Annotated in this window: 17 protein-coding genes and 1 pseudogene; 7 read left to right on the top strand and 11 right to left on the bottom strand. The window is 63.7% G+C overall.

Annotation, left to right across the window (positions count from 1 at the left end; all coding sequences use genetic code 11):
• Positions 1-4 precede the first annotated feature (4 nt).
• Positions 5-325: a PP0621 family protein gene (locus NCR37_RS11255; RefSeq protein WP_250473074.1), complete on the top strand. Its 321-nt coding sequence runs from the start codon at positions 5-7 to the stop codon at positions 323-325.
• Positions 326-1,658: 1,333 nt separating this feature from the next.
• A complete protein-coding gene (locus NCR37_RS11250; protein WP_250473073.1) occupies positions 1,659-4,670 on the top strand; it encodes a ribonucleoside-diphosphate reductase subunit alpha in 3,012 nt (1,003 codons plus the stop codon).
• A gap of 813 nt (positions 4,671-5,483) precedes the next feature.
• Here NCR37_RS11250 and NCR37_RS11245 read toward each other — a convergent pair.
• A complete protein-coding gene (locus NCR37_RS11245; protein ID WP_250473072.1) occupies positions 5,484-6,881 on the bottom strand; it encodes an MFS transporter in 1,398 nt (465 codons plus the stop codon).
• Between the two features lie 118 nt (positions 6,882-6,999).
• Here NCR37_RS11245 and NCR37_RS11240 point away from each other — a divergent pair, with 118 nt between their 5' ends.
• The 5 genes and pseudogenes from NCR37_RS11240 to NCR37_RS11220 all read left to right on the top strand — a co-directional run bounded on the left by NCR37_RS11240 (position 7,000) and on the right by NCR37_RS11220 (position 10,168).
• Complete coding sequence (locus NCR37_RS11240) at positions 7,000-7,209, top strand: DUF3820 family protein (protein WP_250473071.1); 210 nt, start codon at positions 7,000-7,002, stop codon at positions 7,207-7,209.
• 70 nt (positions 7,210-7,279) lie between these two features.
• Entirely contained in the window at positions 7,280-7,504 is a 225-nt protein-coding gene (locus NCR37_RS11235; RefSeq protein ID WP_250473070.1) for a hypothetical protein, read from the top strand.
• 234 nt (positions 7,505-7,738) lie between these two features.
• Positions 7,739-8,992, top strand: coding sequence for a ribonucleotide-diphosphate reductase subunit beta (locus NCR37_RS11230; RefSeq protein ID WP_244847259.1), 1,254 nt, complete (start codon positions 7,739-7,741; stop codon positions 8,990-8,992).
• A 105-nt stretch (positions 8,993-9,097) separates the two neighbouring features.
• Positions 9,098-9,423 (top strand): annotated as a pseudogene (locus tag NCR37_RS11225) (hypothetical protein).
• Positions 9,424-9,454: 31 nt separating this feature from the next.
• Positions 9,455-10,168 (top strand): histone H1-like DNA-binding protein, encoded by a 714-nt coding sequence (locus NCR37_RS11220; RefSeq protein ID WP_250473069.1) that lies wholly within the window; start codon positions 9,455-9,457, stop codon positions 10,166-10,168.
• Between the two features lie 249 nt (positions 10,169-10,417).
• Here NCR37_RS11220 and NCR37_RS11215 read toward each other — a convergent pair whose 3' ends face one another.
• The 10 genes from NCR37_RS11215 to NCR37_RS11170 form a co-directional block, all read right to left on the bottom strand.
• Entirely contained in the window at positions 10,418-10,897 is a 480-nt protein-coding gene (locus NCR37_RS11215; protein ID WP_248320525.1) for an outer membrane lipoprotein, read from the bottom strand.
• A 25-nt stretch (positions 10,898-10,922) separates the two neighbouring features.
• Positions 10,923-11,861 (bottom strand): carbohydrate kinase family protein, encoded by a 939-nt coding sequence (locus tag NCR37_RS11210; protein WP_250473068.1) that lies wholly within the window; start codon positions 11,859-11,861, stop codon positions 10,923-10,925.
• A gap of 130 nt (positions 11,862-11,991) precedes the next feature.
• The gene (gene tpx, locus NCR37_RS11205) at positions 11,992-12,492 is read right to left on the bottom strand and encodes a thiol peroxidase (protein WP_175945115.1); all 501 of its coding nucleotides are present in this window, start codon (positions 12,490-12,492) and stop codon (positions 11,992-11,994) included.
• A gap of 102 nt (positions 12,493-12,594) precedes the next feature.
• A complete protein-coding gene (locus NCR37_RS11200) occupies positions 12,595-13,899 on the bottom strand; it encodes a DUF3426 domain-containing protein (protein WP_250473067.1) in 1,305 nt (434 codons plus the stop codon).
• Between the two features lie 61 nt (positions 13,900-13,960).
• Entirely contained in the window at positions 13,961-14,863 is a 903-nt protein-coding gene (gene prmA, locus NCR37_RS11195) for a 50S ribosomal protein L11 methyltransferase (protein ID WP_250473066.1), read from the bottom strand.
• A gap of 23 nt (positions 14,864-14,886) precedes the next feature.
• Positions 14,887-16,254, bottom strand: a complete 1,368-nt coding sequence (accC, locus tag NCR37_RS11190) for an acetyl-CoA carboxylase biotin carboxylase subunit (RefSeq protein ID WP_250473065.1) — start codon at positions 16,252-16,254, stop codon at positions 14,887-14,889.
• A 151-nt stretch (positions 16,255-16,405) separates the two neighbouring features.
• Positions 16,406-16,879 carry an acetyl-CoA carboxylase biotin carboxyl carrier protein gene (gene accB / locus NCR37_RS11185; protein WP_250473064.1) on the bottom strand — a complete coding sequence of 158 codons (474 nt, stop codon included), beginning with the start codon at positions 16,877-16,879 and terminating at the stop codon, positions 16,406-16,408.
• 96 nt (positions 16,880-16,975) lie between these two features.
• On the bottom strand, positions 16,976-17,131 hold the full coding sequence (locus NCR37_RS11180; protein WP_250473063.1) for a hypothetical protein: 156 nt from the start codon (positions 17,129-17,131) through the stop codon (positions 16,976-16,978).
• Positions 17,132-17,326: 195 nt separating this feature from the next.
• Positions 17,327-17,866: a TlpA family protein disulfide reductase gene (locus tag NCR37_RS11175; RefSeq protein ID WP_250473062.1), complete on the bottom strand. Its 540-nt coding sequence runs from the start codon at positions 17,864-17,866 to the stop codon at positions 17,327-17,329.
• 29 nt (positions 17,867-17,895) lie between these two features.
• Positions 17,896-18,552, bottom strand: coding sequence for a UDP-N-acetylmuramate--alanine ligase (locus NCR37_RS11170; protein WP_244847249.1), 657 nt, complete (start codon positions 18,550-18,552; stop codon positions 17,896-17,898).
• Between the last annotated feature and the right edge of the window lie 123 nt (positions 18,553-18,675).

Here is an 18,675-nt window from a genome sequence, read left to right as displayed (position 1 = left end):
GCCGATGCGAAATTTCCTTCTTCTTATCGTTCTCTTCTTCGTGACGCAATGGCTCTTGAAGAAGCTCCGGCGCGCCAACGAGCGCGAGCAGGCGGGAACGCGTGCTTCGTCTAACCGCGCATCCACGACGGCGGACGGCGCGAGCGCTCGCAACGGCGCGGCCCGCCGCGATGCGCCGCAGCTCGCTGATCCGCTCGTTCGCTGCGCGCAGTGCGGCGTGCATACGCCGACGAGCGAATCCATAGCCGTCGCGGGACAGCGCTTTTGCTGCGCGGAGCACGCGCGGCGTCATGCAGCGCGTCCTGGCGGGCGCGACGCGAGATGAGTGCGCTGCCTGCGGGCATCGACGCGCACATACGCTGACGAGTGAAGCAATAGTCGCCGCTTAAGAGCGCTGCGCTGCGTCGAGCGCGCTCGGCGTCGCGCGACGCGGCGTGTAAGCGGTTCCGACGCCAGATGAACGGGCCGACCGCGCGCAACGTCTTCATTGATGTGCGCAGAACCGGCTCAGAAGCGCGGCGCGCATGCCGTCGACGAACTTCGAGGCTCGTCCTGACGGCAAGACGCCGGCGCTCGTCGTGAGCCACAGCATCGGCCGGCTAGGCGATTTCAGCATCGATTCATGCGCGCGCTACTCACCGAACAGGCGCGCTCATGGGGCGAAGCCTAGCGCGCAACCCTTCGATGATGTTCACCGGCCTGACGCCCGCCACATGCTCGGTCAGGCGGCCGGCTAGCGCGCGACGTTCCGGGTTGTGCGTCCGTAAGTCCGATCTCCTGCGCGGCATGCGCATGTCGGCGAAATTTCGTGATTCACCGCGACACTAAGGTAAAGCCGTGTGTCCCTTCCGATGAACGCGCGTGCCACGCGTGCCTATCGTCGTGTTGCGAACGGGGGCGATGCAACGACTGCGCGACAAGCTGGGGTTCGACGAGTACGCGGTGTCCGCCGGGCCCGTGCGGATCATCGCGAAGCGTTACGTGACCCGAGCCGTCGCAGCCGCCTCGGCATCACGCACGGCGTAAGACCGATCTCGTCCTGTTCGGCGACAGGCAGCGCCTTCAACCGTGCCATGCGTGAGCCGAAGGCGCGACCTCCGACCTCCGCCTACGGTCATTCTCGCTGCGACGCAGCAGCGTCGAGCGGGAGCCCTTGCCGCGCTTCGACGCCGCAAAAGTCAACCCCGCGCAGGCGCTTCCGAAGCAAATAAACCTTTTTGAGACCGTGCGAAGTTCCACTATACTTGGTGCCGAAGGACGTGATTTGCACTATATCTTGTGTTGTAGAGGCGGCGCCCGCTCCCACGAGCCGGCGCCGTCGGCTTTCCGGCGTATCAGAAGTTTGGCTGGCCCGGGGCGGTGCGCAAGCGGTCTCATCAAGAGGCCCTCAGCGCATCGAGCGCCAGCAAGCAGCACCGTGAAGAACGCATGCAAGTGAACGCGAGTCGCGTCGACCGACACCGCGCGCCAACGCGGGCACCGCACGCAACGCCATGACAGTGCGGGCCGCCATCGCGCGACTCGTGTTCAGGGCCTGCTGTCTTCACAGCCCGCACCACTGTCAAACACCGCGACGCGCGTCTCATGAGGAGACGCACGCGGCATAAGTGATAAATCCGCGGATCATCCGCACCATTCGAACACCAGGAGTTTTGCACATGCAAACCACCGACAACGCCACGACTTCCTACGAAGGCGCATCCTCGCAGCATGCTGGCGGGGCGCACGTTCAGGGCGCGCAATCGCCCGCGTCGAACACGACGTATGCCGACTACAAGGTCATCCGTCGCAACGGGAGCGTGGTGTCGTTCGAGCCGTCGAAGATCGCGATTGCCGTGACGAAGGCGTTCATCGCCGTGAACGGCGGCCAAGGCGCGGCGTCCGCTCGCGTGCGCGAGCAGGTCGAGCAACTGACCCAGGCGGTCGTGCGCGCGCTTCTGCGCAGCCGTCCGCACGGCGGCACGTTCCATATCGAAGACATTCAGGATCAGGTCGAACTCGCGCTGATGCGCGGCGGCGAGCACAACGTCGCGCGCGCCTACGTGCTGTATCGCGAGAAGCGCACGCAGCAGCGCGAGCAGGACCGCAGCCACGCGCAGAACGCGAAGACGCACGAAGGCGTCATCAACGTGACGGACAACGGCATCACGCGCCCGCTCGATCTCGACGCGCTGAAGGCGCTGATCGTCTCCGCCTGCGCGAATCTGGGCGATGCCGTCTCGGCTGATCCGATCGTCGCGGAAACGGTGAAGAACCTGTACGACGGCGTGCCGATGAATCAGGTCTACGATTCGGCCATTCTCGCCGCGCGCACGATGATCGAAAAGGACCCGGCGTACAGCCAGGTCACGGCGCGCATCCTGCTGCACACGATCCGCCGCGAGATTCTCGAAGGCGAAGTGACGCAAGCCGAAATGGGCGAGCGCTACGCCGAATACTTCCCGCAGTTCATCAAGCGCGGCGTCGAAGCCGGCCTGCTCGACGACAAGCTGCAGCAGTTCGACCTGAAGCGTCTCGGCGCCGCGCTCGACGCGAACCGCGACCTGCAGTTCGGCTACCTCGGCCTGCAAACGCTGTACGACCGCTACTTCCTGCACGTGGAGGGCACGCGCATCGAGTTGCCGCAGGCGTTCTTCATGCGCGTCGCGATGGGTCTGTCGCTGAACGAAATCGACCGCGAAGCGCGCGCCATCGAGTTCTATAACGTGCTGTCGTCGTTCGACTTCATGTCCTCGACGCCGACGCTCTTCAACTCGGGCACGCATCGCTCGCAGCTTTCGTCGTGCTATCTGACCACAGTGGCCGACGACCTCGACGGCATCTACGAGGCGCTCAAGGAAAACGCGCTGCTCTCGAAGTTCGCGGGCGGCCTCGGCAACGACTGGACGCGCGTGCGCGCGCTCGGCTCGCACATCAAGGGCACGAACGGCAAGTCGCAAGGCGTCGTGCCGTTCCTGAAGGTCGTAAACGACACCGCCGTCGCGGTGAACCAGGGCGGCAAGCGCAAGGGCGCGGTGTGCGCGTACCTGGAGACGTGGCACCTCGACATCGAAGAATTCCTGGAACTGCGCAAGAACACGGGCGATGACCGTCGCCGCACGCACGACATGAACACGGCGAACTGGATTCCCGACCTGTTCATGAAGCGCGTGATGGAAGGCGGCGAATGGACGCTGTTTTCGCCGTCGACGTGTCCGGACCTGCATGACCTCTTCGGCGCGGACTTCGAGAAGGCGTACGTCGCTTACGAAGAGAAAGCCGCGCGCGGCGAGATCAAGCTCTTCAAGAAGGTGCCGGCGCAGCACTTGTGGCGCAAGATGCTCGGCATGCTGTTCGAGACCGGCCATCCGTGGATCACGTTCAAGGATCCGTGCAACGTGCGTTCGCCGCAGCAGCACGTCGGCGTGGTGCATTCGTCGAACCTGTGCACGGAAATCACGCTCAATACGAGCGACACCGAAATCGCCGTGTGTAACCTCGGCTCGGTGAACCTCGTCGCGCACCTGACGAAGCAGGCCGACGGCACGCTCGCGCTGGATCACGCGAAGCTCAAGCGCACCATCAGCGTCGCGATGCGCATGCTCGACAACGTGATCGACATCAACTACTACGCGGTGCCGAAGGCGCGTAATTCGAACCTGAAGCATCGGCCGGTGGGCATGGGCATCATGGGCTTCCAGGACTGCCTGCACTTGCTGCGCACGCCGTACGCGTCGCAGGAAGCGGTGGAGTTCGCGGATCGATCGATGGAAGCCGTCTGCTACTACGCGTACTACGCGTCGACGGAACTGGCGGAAGAGCGCGGCCGTTATTCGAGCTATCGCGGCTCGCTGTGGGATCGCGGCATCCTCCCGCAAGACACGGTGAAGCTGCTGGCCGAAGCGCGCGGCGGTTACGTGGAAGTGGATGCGTCCGAGTCGATGGACTGGTCGACGCTGCGTTCGCGCATCGCGACGCACGGCATGCGCAACTCGAATTGCGTGGCGATTGCGCCGACGGCGACGATCTCGAACATCATCGGCGTCTCGGCGTGTATCGAGCCGACGTTCCAGAACCTGTATGTGAAGTCGAATCTGTCTGGCGAATTCACGGTCGTGAACGACTACCTGGTGCGCGATCTGAAGGCGCGCGGCCTGTGGGACGAAGTGATGGTGTCGGACCTGAAGTACTTCGACGGCACGCTCTCGCGCATTGACCGCGTTCCGGCCGACCTGCGCGCGATCTACGCGACGGCGTTCGAAGTGGATCCGAAGTGGCTGGTGGAAGCGGCGTCGCGCCGTCAGAAGTGGATTGACCAGGCGCAGTCGCTGAACATCTACATGGGCGGCGCGTCGGGCAAGAAGCTCGATGAGGTGTACAAGCTCGCGTGGCTGCGCGGCCTCAAGACGACGTACTACCTCCGCACGATGGCGGCGACGCACGTCGAGAAATCGACGGTGGCGCACGGCGCGCTGAACGCGGTGCCGTCGGGTGAGGGCGGCTCCGGTGCCGGCGGTGGCTTCGGGGTGTCGTCGGGCGGTGCTTCTTCTGCTGCCGGCGGCGTGGGTGGCGGTTTCAACGCGGCCGCTGCAACGCCGGCGGTCGAGGCGGCTGCGCCGGAAGCCGACGGTCCCGTCTGCATGATGCGTCCGGGCGATCCGGGGTTCGACGAGTGCGAGGCATGTCAGTGAGGTTTTTTGCTGGCGCCTGAGTAAGGTTCTGCTGTTGGCGAAAGCCGGTGCTGAGGTGGTTTCTCGGTGCCGGCTTTTTTGTTTCTGGCTTTGGATCTTCGTGGAATTTGTTTTCGCGTCGGTCTATTAGTGCGCCCCTCCCCGGGGCGGGGGTCACTTTCTTTGCTGCTGCAAAGAAAGTAACCAAAGAAAGCAGCTTTTGTGGGCCCGCAGCAAGAACAGTGTGGTCACTTCGCAGAAAAAGCATTGGCCCTCAGTTTGAAGCAACCCTGAACCACCTTCCACGCCCGCTGAGCGCCACGTCCTCCGAGCCGCTTGGCTCGTCAACACCGCGGGTTTGCATGCAAGAACCCCGTTTATAGATTGAGTTTGGGCGCGAGATTGGGGGGCTAGAGGTGCGCCGGTGCGTGCAGGAACATATCGGTCAGCTACCGACTACCACTTGCCGCGGGCGAAGCCTGAAGCGGCGCATGGTTTTATCGAGCCAAGAGGCTCGGAGGACGTGGCGCTCAGCGGGCGCGGGGGGTAATTCAAGGCTGTTGATTAACTGAGTGCCACCGTTTTTCTGCGAAGTGGCCACACGGTTCTTGCTTCGTGCGGTTTAGAAAAGAGCTGCTTTCTTTGGTTACTTTCTTTGCAGCAGCAAAGAAAGTGACCCCCGCCCCGGGGAGGGGCAACGCCAATAGACCGACACGAAAACAAGTTCCACGCCGAGGCAAGGCCAACGAAGCGGGAGCGGCCAGCACGAAGAAATGCGCAATGTCGAGCGAACCAAGCCCAACGACACCGCCGGCAGGCAAAAGCAACCAACCGCTACCCCCGCGTCCCGCGAGAAATCTCCGTCCCCGCATCCCGCGACAACCGAGCCGTAACCGGCATGGAAAGAAACGAGAACAACCCGACGACAACAAACGCAGGCCAGAAGTCCGACCACCGCACGGTCGCATGACCATTCAGGTACTGCGTGAGCTCGAGCGTGATGCCCGCCACCGTGACGCCCAGCCCGAGCGATACCTGCTGCACGAAGCTGGCAAGACTCGTCGCCCGTCCGACATCGCGGGTTTCGATCTCCGCGTACGCGAGCGAATTGAGGCTCGTGAACTGCAGCGCCGGAAAGAAGCCGCCGAGCAGCACCACAGTCCAGATCACCCAAGTCGGCGTGCCGGGAAAGAACGTGCCGCATGCCGCAATCGCCAGGCCCGACAACGCCGCATTGAAGAGAAGCGTCTGCCGAAAGCCGAATCGATGCAGCACGCGCGACGCAAGCGAACGCATGAACATCCCGCCGAACGCCGATGCGCAGGTGATCGCGCCGGACTTGAACGCCGTCATGCCGAGACCCTCCTGCAACGCGAGCGGCAAGAGGAACGGCACCGCGCCGAGCCCGATGCGAAAGAGCGAGCCGCCCAAGACGCTCGCCTGAAACGTCGGCACGCGAAAGAAGCGCAAGTCGAGCAGCGGTCGCGCGGCCCGGCGCGCGTAGAGACAGTAGAGCGCGGCCATCAGCGCGCCGGCCGCGCACATCGCGAACGCAACGCTTTGCGGCACCAGTTCGCCGCCGACGAGCGACAGCCCGAGCAGCAGCAGCACGCCGGCGCCCGCCGAGAGAAAGAAGCCGACCCAGTCGAGCCGGCCCGGATGTTCTTCGCGCGAGTCGGCAATGTAGCGATTGGTCAGGTAGATGCCCGCAATGCCGATCGGAATGTTGATGAAGAAGATCAGCCGCCAGTGCAGATACGTCGTGATGAAGCCGCCGAGCAGCGGGCCGGCGGCCGGGCCGAGCATCGCGGGAACGGAGAGATAGTTCATCGCGCGAATGAACTCGGAGCGGCGCACCGAACGGAAGATGATGATGCGGCCGACCGGTACCATCATCGCGCCGCCCACGCCCTGTATGAAACGCGCGACGGTGAAAGGCCCGAGCGACGTCGATGCCGCGCACAGAATCGAACCGGCCACGAACACGCCGATAGCCGCGCGAAAGACGGCGCGTGCGCCGAAGCGGTCGGCCACCCACCCGCAGATCGGAATGAAGACGCCCAGGCCGAGCACGTAACTGGTGACGGCGACCTTGAGTGTGACGGGATCGCGTCCGAAGGCGCGCGCCATTTCGGGGATCGCAGTGACGATGACGTTGGCGTCGACGCTTTCCATGAACATCGCACACGCGACGATGAGAGGAGCGATGAAAGCTTTGACGGCGAGCGGCATCGGAGAATGCGATCAGTCATGGCGGCAAGAGCGGCGATTATGGCACCGATACCAGGCGCTTGCGATCGCGCGCCGGGCGCTATGTGATGCGATCAACATAACGAGGAGTGAAGAGACGATGGACCCGCAAGACCTGCAGCGTCTCGTGACGCAGACCATGCCTTACGGCAAGTACAAGGACAGACTCATCGCCGACTTGCCCGGTCACTATCTCGCGTGGTTCGCGCGTGAGGGTTTTCCTGAAGGCAAGCTCGGCGCGTTGCTTGCGCTCATGCACGAGATCGATCACAACAATCTGCGCTCGTTGCTAGACCCGTTGAGACGTTGACTCCGCGCGCTATAGGTAGTAGAGCAGCGCCAGAGAAGACACAAGATATAGTGGTAAAGCGAGGCAGCGAATGGTAGACTTCGGCAACGAATTCGAAGCGCATGAAGGCAACAACGACGCCTCGCTCGCCTGCTCGAGCGTCATCGGGCGAAGCCAGAACGAGCACGCGCTTTCATCTTCGCTTGCATCGCATCGCGTGCCGCTCGCGGCGCTCGCGGCACTCGCGTCGTTCGATCATCGCGGGCTGTCGCCAAGGGTTCGCATGACAGCTTCGAAGCATCGATCGAAGCGTTGAAGCCACGCAGTCCAATCGCACATCGCAACGCTTGAAGAGAGTCGATGAGGACCGCTTCACACACGTCTCTCTCTTGCTCGCATCACGCATCGAAGACCATGCGCAGAGCCAAGTGTTGTATGCAGGTAGCAACGCTGAATCCAAATCGCTAGAAAACGAGAATTTTCATGAGCAAGCTCTTTTATCGCTCATGAAAAGATGGTACAAACCGATCTAAATTGATGGTGAGAATTTATGCTCAACTGGGATGACGAGACCACTGCCGTAACTCCGTCGAGCGGGTCGCAACACAACACGTTGCGCAACGCTCAAGGCACGGCTTTCGGTACGCAGAGCGCAGCGCATGCTGCCCAATCGTTCGATCATCAAGCCGCCCATCAGACTGCTCAGGCGCAGAACATCTTCTCGGATGGCTTCGTGCCTCCCGCAGCCGCCACGCCTTCCGCTGGCGCCATCGCCGCGCAGAGCGAAGCGCGCGTCAACGTCGCCGACAAGCGCATCATCAACGGCAAGACCGACGTCAACCAGCTCGTGCCGTTCAAGTACAAGTGGGCGTGGGAGAAGTACCTCGCCGGCTGCGCGAATCACTGGATGCCGCAGGAAGTGAACATGTCGCGCGACATCGCCCTGTGGAAAGACCCGAACGGTCTGTCCGACGACGAGCGCCGCATCGTCAAGCGTAACCTCGGCTTCTTCGTCACGGCCGACTCGCTCGCCGCGAACAACATCGTGCTCGGCACGTATCGCCACATCACCGCTCCGGAGTGCCGCCAGTTCCTGCTGCGCCAGGCGTTCGAAGAGGCGATCCACACGCATGCGTATCAGTACATCGTCGAATCGCTCGGCCTCGACGAAAGCGAGATCTTCAACGCGTACCACGAGGTCAAGTCGATCCGTGACAAGGACGAGTTCCTGATCCCGTTCATCCAGACGTTGACCGACCCGGCCTTCACCACCGGGACGCTGGAAGCGGACCAGAAATTGCTCAAGTCGTTGATCGTGTTCGCCTGCATCATGGAAGGGCTCTTCTTCTATGTGGGCTTCACGCAGATTCTGGCGCTGGGTCGCCAGAACAAGATGACGGGCGCGGCGGAGCAGTATCAATACATCCTCCGCGATGAATCGATGCACTGCAACTTCGGCATCGACCTCATCAACCAGATCAAGCTCGAAGAGCCGCAACTGTGGACCGCCGAATTCAAGGCGGAGATTCGCGAGCTCTTCAAGCAAGCTGTCGATCTTGAATATCGCTACGCTGAAGACACCATGCCGCGCGGGGTTCTCGGCCTGAACGCGTCGATGTTCAAGAGCTACTTGCGGTTCATCTGCAATCGGCGTTGCCAGCAGATTGGCCTGGACCCGCTCTACCCGAACGAGGAAAACCCGTTCCCGTGGATGAGCGAAATGATCGACTTGAAGAAGGAACGCAACTTCTTCGAGACACGCGTGATTGAGTATCAAACCGGCGGCGCGCTGACCTGGGAATAACAACAAGCCCAGGACGTGTTGCAGACGAAATCGATGGGACGGCTGGGCAGCAGCGTGCGTCATTGCGCGCGCCCCGCCGACAAGGTTTAGGAGAACGGTCGCCTGATGCAAAGTGCGCCTACTGACTTGACGGACCGAGTGGTTCGATTGAAAGACAGGCGTTTTGCGTTCCCTTCAATGGGATGGGCAAACTTCCCCCCGGAAAATGCCGGCGACAAGCTCGCTGGCTCGATCAAGCGATGGCCGGCGCCGTGTATGGGCGCTGACTTAATTTGGCGCGCGGTGCCTCGGGGCACGGCGCGCCTTGCCGTATTCATTAGCGTAAGCAGGTGGGATCAGCGTACGCCGATGAATAATCCGCTTCGTAGCGTGCGCCCTGAGAGCCTCCACGCGAAGAAGCGGGTTTTGACGAAGGGTGTTGTTTGAACTGACTCTCATCTGAAAACCTGAAGGAGAAAAACCATGGCAGTTGCCAAGAAGAAACCCGCCGCGAAAAAGGCTGCAGCAAAGAAAGCCCCCGCCAAGAAAGCCGCCGCTCCGGCCAAGAAGGTAGCCGCGAAGAAGGTCGCCGCGAAGAAGGTTGCAGCCAAGAAAGTTGCCGTGAAGAAGGTCGCGGCGAAGAAGGCCGCACCGGCCAAGAAGGCAGCAGCGAAGAAGGTCGCAACGAAGAAGGTAGCGGCCAAGAAGGCGCCCGCGAAGAAAGCCGCAGCGAAGAAGGTTGCCACCAAGAAGGTAGCCACCAAGAAGGCCGCAGCCAAGAAGGCGCCTGCCAAGAAGGCCGCAGCGAAGAAGGCGCCTGCGAAGAAGGCTGCCGCCAAGAAGGCGCCCGCGAAGAAAGCGGCGGCGAAGAAGGCCGCTGCGAAGAAAGCGCCCGCCAAGAAGGCTGCCGCGAAGAAGGCTCCTGCGAAGAAGGCGTCGGCGAAAACCGCCGCTGCTCCCGCTGCTCCCGCTGCGCCTGCTGCTTCCGCGCCTGCTCCCGCAGCGAAGAAAGCCGAGCCTGCTGCAAAGAAGGCGCCGGCCAAGAAGGCTGCTGCTGCAAAGAAGACGACGGCTGCCGCTCCCGCAACGACGGCTACCACGGTGTCGACGCCCGCTCCGGCGGCTCCGGCCACTGCGGTCAAGACGGCGCTGAACCCGGCGGCGGCATGGCCGTTCCCGACGGGCAGCCGTCCGTAAGTCGCGGCAGCAGCAGTACGAAGCATCGCGGCACACGTCCATGTGCCTTACGACCGGGTAGGCCTACCCGGCCTCGACCCGTCGCCGGTCAAGTCCGGCGGCGGGTTGTTCGCTTCGGCGCCCGAAGTAACTGCGCGCCGTTCCAGCCAGCCGCGAACGAAAAAAAGCGCATGCCTCTTTCGATGCATGCGCCTCTTTTTGCCTATCGCAGGCTGGCTGCGAATCCTCGGCTCAATAGTTCTGACGAACCTAGTGCGTCACGCGCGTCACGCCGCCGCTCGACAGCAGCCGAACGCGCTCGCCGGCCTGGAACACTTCGCCATTCGACGTCTGGGTAATGGCGCGCAGGTCGCCGTTGTCGAGACGCACGGTGATTTCCAGCCCGTTCTTCGTCGCGACGCTGTTCTCGACCGCGTTGCCCGCGACGGCGCCAGCCAGACCACCGATGATGCCCGCGATGATCGACCCGTTGCCGCCGCCGATCGCGCTCCCCGCCGCGACGCCGCCGAGCGCGCCGCCGCCGATGGCGCCGAGGCCGGTCGGCTGGCCGTTGTTCGAGCTGATCTTCACGCCACGCACGCTCTCGACGGTCGCCATGCGCACCGTTTCCTCGCGCTGCGCCTGCGACGCCGTGTAGACGTCGGGCGAACTGCTGTTGTAGGCGCAGCCCGTCAGCGCGACTGAGCCGATGAGCGATGCTGCCAGCACGATGCGACTTACCGTTTTCATTCCTTCACTCCCTTCATCCACTCGATCACGACAGGCTGCTTCCGAATGCCTGCTTGAAACGCTCTTCGATTTCGGCGCGCGTCGGCGCATAAGTTTGCGGGCCCTGATGCTCGATCTTCAACGCACCCATCAGACTCGCGAGACGCCCCGTCTTTTCCCAGCCAAGCTTGTTCTCGATGCCGTACAACAGGCCGCCGCGAAACGCGTCGCCGCAGCCGGTCGGGTCCACCACTTGACGCGCCTTCACGGCCGGCACGTCCATCACGCCGTCGTCATGATAAATCTGCGCGCCGTGTTCGCCGCGCGTGACGACCAGCGCCTCGACCCGGCTCTTGATGTCTTCGATCGACCAGCCGGTCTTGTTGCTCAACAACTTGGCTTCGTAATCGTTGACCGTCACGTATGTGGCAAGTTCAATCATGCGACAAAGCTCTACACCTTCAAGAATGGGCAAACCCTGACCCGGATCGAAGATGAACGGCACGCCCGCCGCCGCGAACTGCTTCGCGTGCTCGCGCATGCCGTCCGCGCCATCCGGCGCCACGATGCCGAGCGTAATGCCCTGCGCCTCATCCGCGCGGTTCAGATGCGATTCCATCATCGCGCCGGGGTGGAAGGCCGTGATCTGATTGTTCGCGAGGTCGGTCGTGATGAAGCATTGCGCCGAGTGCTGGCCGGGCAGCACGCGCACGTATTCCTTCGACAATCCGAGCGCGTCCAGCCGGTCGATGTAGAGCTGCGCGTCCGCTTCGCCGAGCGTCGCCATGATCTTCGCATCGCCGCCGAGCAGCTTCAGCGCATACGCGATATTGCCCGCGCAGCCGCCGAAGTTGCGCCGCATCGTCGGCACCAGGAAGCTGATGTTGAGCATGTGCACCTGATCCGGCAGGATGTGGTCGCCGAAGCGGCCCTGGAAGGTCATGATGTTGTCGTAGGCGAGCGAGCCGCAGATAAGCGTAGCCAAGGCGAACGTCCTTATTAGTTAGGCGCGAAGAAAGGGTAGCGCATACGGCGCGCGGCGGCGTGGGCATCGGTCGAACTGACGGACCGCCGCGCCCCGTATGCGGACCGCCGCAGCGGTCCGTCGATGCACTTTACTTCAGTGCGGCGAGCGCCGAATCGTAGTTCGGCTCGTTCTTGATTTCCGGCACGAGCTCGGCATGCACCACCTTGTCGTTTTCGTCCAGCACGACGACCGCGCGGGCGGTCAGCCCTTTGAGCGGACCGCTCGTCACGTCGACGCCGTACGACTGCGCGAATTCGTGGCCGCGGAACGTGGATGCCGTCACCACATTGGCCAGGCCTTCCGTCGTGCAGAAACGCTTGGCTGCGAAGGGCAGGTCGCCCGAGACGACGAGCACCACGGTGTTGTCCAGCTTGCCGGCCGCTTCGTTGAATTTGCGCGTCGACGTGGCGCACGTGGGCGTGTCGAGGCTCGGCACGATGTTCAGCACCTTGCGCTTGCCCGCGAAGCTCGCGAGCGTGATATCGCCGAGATCCGCGCCGACGAGCGTGAACGCGGGCGCTTGCTGTCCTTCGCTCGGGAACGTGCCGCTGACTTCGATCGGGTTGCCGCCGAGGGTAACTTGACTCATGTTGCGCTCCAGAGGATGTGTCAGATGCTGACGGGAACTGTGCGACCGGCTCTTGCTGCCGGGTCGCGTCTTGAAAAGCCGGGCGCCCGCGCCGCTATCCGGTCACGGATAGAAGACCTGCACCCGGTAATTCGCGGCGACGGCATCGCCCGTCTCGAGCCGGACGACGACCGGTTGCGCGCTTTGCGGCGGAAGGCCGATGGCGAATATCGTACCCGGTCGCGCGTAATCCTGCGGCCACAGCACGCGGCGAATGGCGACGTCGCTCTTGTCGTCGAGCAGCGCGAGTTCGAGCGCCGGATAGGCGAGCGCGACGTCCGAGCGGTTGCGCAGCATGAGCTTCAGTTCGAGCTTGTGCGGGCCGTCCACCTGACGCAAGCCGGAGCTCTCGATCTGCAAACCGGAGATGTAACGCGGCGGCGAAATGGTGCAGCCGATCTGGTCGCAGATATTGACGTAGAACGCGTGCGAGCCAGGAACGTTCACCATGATCGTTTCGCGTTGCCACCAGGCGAACTGGACCAGGAACAGCAACGCGAGCAAGACTGCAATGACGGTACCGAGCGCGCGCCAGCCCTTGCGCGCAGGCTTGCCCGGTTGCGTTGTCTCGATGCGCGGTTCTCGCGAGACCGGAAAAGCTTCGTTGGCGCTCGGCGGGTGCGCGGTGCCGAGACCGGACGGCCGCGCGCCGAAGCCGGGTTCGTCCTCGTCCCATGCGGAAGCCGGCGCCGGGGTGGCGGCGGGGCGCGCGCGCGGCGGTTCGGGCCGGTGTTGCGCCGGACCGATGAAAGGCTCCGCGCGGTCGTCGAGCGGATCGACAAAGCGCGAGGGCGGCGGCGCGGGTTCCGGGCGCCTCGGCGCTTCGCTTCTGGCGGGCGGCGCGGGTGCGTCGTCGTTGAGCGGCACGCTGGAGACGGCGACCGGCTTCACCCGGCCGAGCGGAACCGGTTCGACGACAGGCTCGGCGTCGGGCTCGTTCGCGGCGTCCTTGCGCGGGACGTTGCGCTCGGGCGGCGGTGGTATGGACGCCCCCGCGAACGCCGGCGCGTTCGCATGCGCGGTCGGATCGTTGTCTTCTTTCGCCGGGGGCGGCGAGAAGGGCTTCGCGGCCGACTTGTTGCCGAGATCGAGCTGACGCGGCACGGCCAACGTGGGCGGCACACTCGTGGCTTCCTTCTTCGACGAGGAGAATGTCGAAGGCCCGACCGCGACTTCATCGTCGATCAGCGCGGCGTGCTGCGCCTCGTCGGCTTCGGCCGACTCGTCCGGCAGCTCGAACCGATGATGCGCGGCGTCGAAAACTTCCTGGCAATGGCCGCAACGCACCCGCCCGTCATGCGGCGCGAGCAGATGCGGATCGAGCTTGAAAACGGTTTCGCAGTGTGGGCAGCGGGTAGCCAGCGCCATAGGAAGTGCCAGTGGAAAGTGCCAGCGGCCTCACGGCCGAAACGGTGACGATGGCGCTATTCTAAAGGCTTTCGCGCCGCGTTCCGGCAAGGCACACCCAGCCTTCGTGCTCGCGCCAGACGCCGATGTCGATCCACTTCGCATAGACCGCCGCGACCTCGTCGGCCTGGCGCGCGAGGATGCCCGACAGCGCGATCCGCCCGCCCGGCTTCACCTTCGCGGCGAGCATCGAGGCCATGAGTTTCAGCGGATTCGAGAGGATATTGGCGACCACGATGTCGAACTCGCCGGCGGGGCAGTCGTCGGGCAGGCCGTAGGTGACGTCCGCGTGATTGCGTTCGCTGTTCTGGCGCGCGGACTCGACCGCTTGCGGGTCGATGTCGATGCCATAGACCGGGTTCGCGCCGCACTTCTTCGCGAGAATGGCGAGGATGCCGGAACCGCAGCCATAGTCGAGCAGCGACTGCCCCGGTTTCACCGATTGCTCCAGCCACTCCATGCACAAACGCGTGGTCGGATGGCTGCCCGTGCCGAACGCGAGGCCGGGATCGAGTTCCAGCACAAGGGCGTCGGGATCGGGTGCGTCGTGCCACGACGGCACGACCCAGATGCGTTCACCGATGGCGATAGGATCGAACTGCGCCTGCGTCAAACGCACCCAGTCCTGCTCCTCGACTTCGCGCACCGAGAAGGCGGGCGTCGCTTTCAGGCCGATGTCGTTGGATGCCGCGGCGAGCAGCACGGCCGGGTCCGCGTCCTGGCCGAGCAGCGCGACCACGCGCGAACGCTTCCACGCGCTGCGTTCGGGCGTGAGCCCCGGCTCGCCGAAGAGCGGCTGCTCGTCGGGCGTGTCGGCGTCGGCGTCCTCGACGGACACCGAGAGCGCGCCCATGTCCAGGAGCGCATCCGACAGCGCCTCCGCGTGCTCGCGGTCCAGCTCGGCGATCAGTTCCCGGTAACTCATGCTCGTTTCTCTGCCAAGGCGCTTCAGGACTCTTCGGCCACCGCTGCCTGACGCGCGGCGAGCTTGTTTTCGAGGTAATGGATGCTCGTGCCGCCTTCGACGAACTTGGCGTCGATCATCAATTCGCGGTGCAGCGGAATGTTGGTCGAAATGCCTTCCACGACCATTTCCGACAGCGCGATGCGCATGCGGTTGATCGCCTGTTCGCGCGTCGCACCGTAGGAGATCAGCTTGCCGATCATCGAATCGTAGTTCGGCGGGACAAAATAGCCGTTGTACGCGTGCGAATCGACGCGGATGCCGGGGCCGCCCGCCGCGTGCCACGACGTGATGCGTCCCGGCGACGGCGTGAACTTGAACGGATCTTCGGCGTTGATGCGGCATTCGATCGCGTGGCCGCGGAACTGGATGTCCTTCTGGCGCAACGTGAGCTTTTCGCCCGCCGCAATGCGAATCTGCTCCTGCACGATATCGACGCCCGTGATCAGCTCCGTCACCGGATGCTCCACCTGCACGCGCGTGTTCATTTCGATGAAGTAGAACTCGTTGTTCTCGTACAGAAATTCGAACGTGCCAGCGCCGAGATAGCCCATCTTCTTGCACGCTTCGGCGCAACGATCGCCGATGCGGTCGATCAGCCGCCGCGCGATGCCCGGCGCCGGCGCTTCTTCGACCACCTTCTGGTGACGGCGCTGCATGGAGCAGTCGCGCTCGCCGAGCCACAGCGCATTGCGGAACGAATCCGACAGCACCTGAATTTCGATATGCCGCGGGTTCTCCAGGAACTTCTCCATGTAGACCTGCGGATTGCCGAACGCGCGGCCCGCTTCTTCGCGCGTCATGTTCACGGCGTTGACGAGCGCCGCTTCGGTATGGACCACGCGCATGCCGCGCCCGCCGCCGCCGCCCGCCGCCTTGATGATGACGGGATAACCGACCGCGCGCGCAATTTTGACGATCTCTTTCGGATCTTCCGGCAACGCGCCTTCCGAACCCGGCACGCACGGCACGCCGGTCTTGATCATCGTCTGCTTGGCGGTGACCTTGTCGCCCATCAGGCGAATGGTTTCCGGGCGCGGCCCGATGAACGTGAAGCCCGATTGCTCGACGCGCTCGGCGAAATCCGCGTTCTCGGAAAGGAAGCCGTAGCCAGGATGGATGGCTTCGGCGTCGGTGACTTCGGCCGCGCTGATGAGCGCGGGCATGTTCAGATACGACAGATTCGACGGCGCCGGTCCGATACAGACGGCTTCGTCGGCGAGCTTCACGTACTTCGCTTCCTTGTCGGCTTCGGAATAGACGACGACTGTCTTGACGCCCAGTTCGCGGCACGCGCGCTGGATGCGAAGCGCGATTTCGCCGCGGTTCGCAATGAGGATTTTTTCAAACATGGCAGTGGGTCGGCTCATCAACGGGCACGCGCGAGCGGCCCTCGGGATTCGAATCGGCGGCGCGCGCAGCCGGTTGCTTCCGGATGGCGCGCGCCGGCGCGGTGAAGCCGGGCGGACCGGAGCGAAGCGTCCGGCGCACGGCCCGACGCGCTTAGTCGCCGATCACGAAGAGCGGCTGGCCGTACTCGACCGCCTGACCGTTCTCGACAAGAATTTCCTTCACGACGCCGGACTTGTCCGATTCGATTTCGTTCAGAAGCTTCATGGCTTCGATGATGCACAGCGTCTGGCCTTCCTTGACCGTATCGCCGACCTGCACGAAAGGATCGGCGCCGGGCGACGGCGCGCGGTAGAACGAGCCGACCATCGGCGACGTCACGACGTGGCCCTGCGGCGCGGCAGCGCTTGCGGCGGCGCCAGCGCTCGCGCCGGCATCGCCCGATGCGGATGCGCCCGGCGCCGCTTGCGCCTGCACTTGCGGCGCGTATTGCTGGGGCGCCTGCATATAGACGGGCGCCGCGTTCTTGACGATGCGAACCTTGCCTTCGCCCTCCGTCACTTCCAGCTCCGAGATGCCGGATTCCGAGACGAGGTCGATCAGCGTTTTCAGTTTACGAAGGTCCATCGAAAAATCCCCTTTCAATACTTGGAGACCGGGACTGCCCGGTGCTTGACTTGATTTGTGGGTGTGTTCTGCGTCAGCCGCGTGCCGGCGCGGCCATCATCCGGTGCGCGCGGGCGTGCGGCGCAGCGCGCCCGCGGCGAAACTGGCGGCGTAGCAACCTGTCGTATGGGGCGCGGTGGCTCGGCCAACGCCGCTTTCGCTGGCGGCGGAACGGGCGGCTACGTGGCCTTGCTGCACCGGCGGAATAGTCATGGTCGCTTCGGGTTGTGCGGAATTCGGCGCACTTTAGCGCCGTTTAGAGAATTTTGTCTAGTTTTACCGAGCGACAGACCGTGCTCGTTCGCGCGTGCGACCCGACATTATCGCAGCGAAACTGAGAAGTTACAGCAAACCGCCGTCAACTTGCTGCTTAATCCTGCGAACGTCAGCCGAATTCGCAGCGAATTTTTACAGCGCGTCGAGCGTGTGACGCAGTTCGGCTTCGTTGACTTCGCCCAGTTTGGTCGAATGAACCATGCCCTTGCTATCGATGACGACGGTGAACGGCAGCCCGCCCGCGTTGTTCCCGAAGCTACGCGCAAGGTCCGCGCCACCGAAGCCGGTCACGTAGACGGGATAGTCGACCGGGACCCTCTTGAGAAAGTCGTTGACGTTCTTTTCGCTGTCGACGCCGAGCCCGATGAACGTGATGCCTTTCTTCTGATATTCGCGCTGCATGGCCGAGAGCGTCGGCATTTCCTTGACGCACGGTCCGCACCACGACGCCCAGAAATTCACGACGACCGGCTTGCCCTTGTAGGCCGCAAGCGGCTGCGATGTGCCGGACGCGGCAGGCGGCGTGATCTTCCAAAGTTGGTCGACGGCGTTGCCGCTCGGCGGCGTCGCGGCTTCGGTGTCGTTGCCGGTCAACATATGACCTGCGTAGAAGCCGCCGACCGTCGCGGCGATGGCGACCGCCAGGGCCGCGAAGAGACGTGTGCTGTTCATGGAGGTGAGATTGGAAGCGCCTTGCCGTTTCACTCGCCGATGTAAAGCGGCGGGCGATCCGGATCGTCGGATTGATCGAGCAGCGCGCGCACGGCGGCGGCGTTCGCGCGGGCGAGCCGGCCGCGCCCGTCGGCGCGTACCGCGCCGCGCAGGTCCACAGTGTTGTAGAGCGCGATGTGGACCCCGATCGGCTCCTCGCCGCGCAGGCGATGCAGAAAGCTCAATGTCTCCACATAACCGCGCCCCGCGAAGTGCCGCGTCTCCGAGACGTCGTATTGAATATTGGCGTTGAGCAGGTAGATCGCGACTTCCTTCGGGTTGTCGCAAAAGCATTGCAGATGGATATCCGAATGCTCGCCGGCCGTGCCGTTGAGCACCGCGCCCGTCAGGTACGGATCGTAGGGCTTGAGGCGCTCCATCCACTCGAGCGCGGTCTCGCGCATGCGGCGCAGCACGGCGGGCTGGCTGTCGCTCTGGAAGATCGCCTGATACTCGCGGATTTCCTCTTCGATCTGATCGTTGTCGGGCAAAAACTCGCCGCCGATCTTGCTTTCGCCGACCACCAGCCGCGCCGCCTTGCGCTTGGCGGTGGAGTAGTCGAGACCGTCTTCGGCGATCATTCTCGCGGCCGCGATCGCGATTTCCTCGCGCACGCGCTGCGGATCGATATGTGATTTGCGAACCATGGGGGCATCATACTAGATAACGTCTCGGGGCCCGGCGCGCCGGGCGGGCCCGGCAAGGCGCGCCGGCGCGGCAGAAGTGCAGGCATGGCGCAAGGGCGGCGGGCGCGCTCGGTTACAATATGC

The organism is Caballeronia sp. GAFFF1, from assembly GCF_023630705.1.
GTDB lineage: Bacteria > Pseudomonadota > Gammaproteobacteria > Burkholderiales > Burkholderiaceae > Caballeronia.
This window is presented reverse-complemented; position numbering and strand designations above follow the sequence as displayed.